Origin of the sequence: Blautia ammoniilytica, from assembly GCF_025566965.1 — a bacterium.
Lineage (GTDB): Bacteria > Bacillota > Clostridia > Lachnospirales > Lachnospiraceae > Blautia_A > Blautia_A ammoniilytica.
Genome location: NZ_JAOQJL010000067.1, coordinates 1 through 2,006, shown reverse-complemented (window position 1 = coordinate 2,006; position 2,006 = coordinate 1). Strand labels below are relative to the sequence as shown.

The following is a 2,006-nucleotide window of genomic DNA, read 5'->3' as shown; positions in this document are numbered from 1 at the left end:
GTTTTGTCTTATAATCCTATAGCGGCATCTTCCTCGTGCTCTCTGCATGAAATGTCACGTCAGTTATTATTGGATATTCAGTTATCATGGTTCATTTTAGGAAGTCCTTTAACTTCCTCTAATTACTAAAGTCAAATGACTTTGGCAGATGCAAAAGATTTTGAAAAATTTTTTAAAAAAATTTATTCATATACATTTCACGCATCTTATTAAGAGTGGATTTCAGCTTGTATGACAGCATCTGTCTGGAAATCCCCATAATCTCCGCCATCTGTGTCTGTGTCTTATTTTCAAAGAAAATGCCATAAATAATCATGCGTTCCTCTGAGTTCAGCTGATTGATCACTTTGTGAATATTCTGCTGTTCCATTTTTGTCAGTACACAGTGCTCCACATCACAGTTCAGATCTGGAAAATCCTCAATCATGAATCCTTCTCCATCAATGGACTGACCGCTGTAAGGTACTTCTCTCAGCATCTTATCCACAACCTCACCCAGTTCATTCTTAATCTCAACTTTTTTTGCCTTGCTGCTTCTGTAAAAATTATTCATCGCATACGCAACTTCTTTTGTAATCTCGATCATTTCTCCATCAATATTTGCGTAGTACTTTCCTTCATAAAAATATGGGTGTTCAATATACATATCCGTTCCTCCTGAATTTGAAATCTTGTTGCTCGTTTCAAATTCAGAAGGCGGATCTCTGTTTAGGATCATGCCTGCTCCACCTTTATCCTGCCGGGACATCCCCGCAGTTATTGGCCGAGAAATTCAGACACGAAAAAAAGCCCCAGTAGTTTTTTTCTTAACTACTGAGGCTTTCGTCTCTTTCTTGTATTCAGTTATCTATGCCTTCTTTCATCAGCATAATCATTGTATCAGGATAAAGTTCACAAAGTATCCGCAATACGTTCCCATAAGTTCATGTCATTATTGAAATCGTACATATTTCAGTATAAAAAGTTCACTATTCAAATTCTGATTATTATTTCTCCATATACTCTTCTGCCATATGTACTGCCATAGCACCATCTGCCACTGCTGTTACTATCTGACGAAGTAACTTTGTTCTGACATCTCCTACAGCATAAACACCCGGAATACTCGTTTCAGTGTTTTCACCTGCCACAATATATCCTTTATTATCCAGTTCTATCTGATTATCTAAAAAATCTGTTGTCGGTTTTCTTCCTATACTCACAAACAGGCCGTCACATTCTATAATGTTTTCTTCTCCTGTAACTGTATCTTTCAACCGCACACCAGTCAATCGTTCTCCATAAATCAGTTCATTTACTGTATTATTCCATCGAAACTCTATATTTTCAGTTTTCATCAGCTGGTCATGGTAGATTTTCGTTGCACGTAATGTATCTCTACGATGAACAATGATGACTTTCTTAGCAATTCGACTTAAAAGAGCAGCATCTGATACAGCAGAATTTCCACCACCAACAACCACCACGATCTTATCTTTATAAAACATACCATCACAGGAGGCACAATAAGCAACCCCATGACCTATCAATTCTTTTTCTTTAGCGAGACCAAGTTCTCTTGGATTTGCTCCAGTAGCAATCACTACTGTTTTCCCAATATAAATTCCCGAACTAGTTTCTACTCTCTTAAGCTTTCCTGTTAAATCCATATTAAAAACTTCAGCATATTCACTTTTAGCGCCAAATTTTTCCGCCTGTTTTTGCATTTTCTCTGCCAATGAAAATCCGTCAATTCCATTTTCAAAACCAGGATAGTTATCAATCTGCCAGGTCAATGACATCTGACCACCTGCAGATAATTTTTCTAAAACAATTGTATCAAATCCTGCTCTGGCTGCGTATAATGCTGAAGTATACCCTCCAGGTCCTCCCCCCACGATAATCATATCGTAAACATGATTTTCATTCATACAGCAGTCCTCCCTATATAGTCAAGTCTTTTTTCCTTGAAAATCAAGGAATTTCTAATGTTTCATCAATAAATATCTCAGAAGAAAGAGCCATAG

The 2,006-nt window shown here is 37.1% G+C and carries 2 protein-coding genes; both read right to left on the bottom strand.

Annotated features, from left to right (window positions below; translation table 11 throughout):
* Positions 1-172: 172 nt before the first annotated feature.
* The gene (locus tag OCV61_RS18190) at positions 173-646 is read right to left on the bottom strand and encodes a sigma factor-like helix-turn-helix DNA-binding protein (RefSeq protein ID WP_173729335.1); all 474 of its coding nucleotides are present in this window, start codon (positions 644-646) and stop codon (positions 173-175) included.
* Between the two features lie 340 nt (positions 647-986).
* Positions 987-1,910, bottom strand: a complete 924-nt coding sequence (gene trxB, locus OCV61_RS18185; protein WP_026648815.1) for a thioredoxin-disulfide reductase — start codon at positions 1,908-1,910, stop codon at positions 987-989.
* Positions 1,911-2,006: the final 96 nt, after the last annotated feature.

Excerpts from the sequence above, each read along its gene's own strand:
- OCV61_RS18190 (WP_173729335.1), bottom strand. The coding sequence starts at position 646 with ATGTATATTGAACACCCATATTTTTATGAAGGAAAGTACTACGCAAAT.
- trxB (WP_026648815.1), bottom strand. The coding sequence starts at position 1,910 with ATGAATGAAAATCATGTTTACGATATGATTATCGTGGGGGGAGGACCT.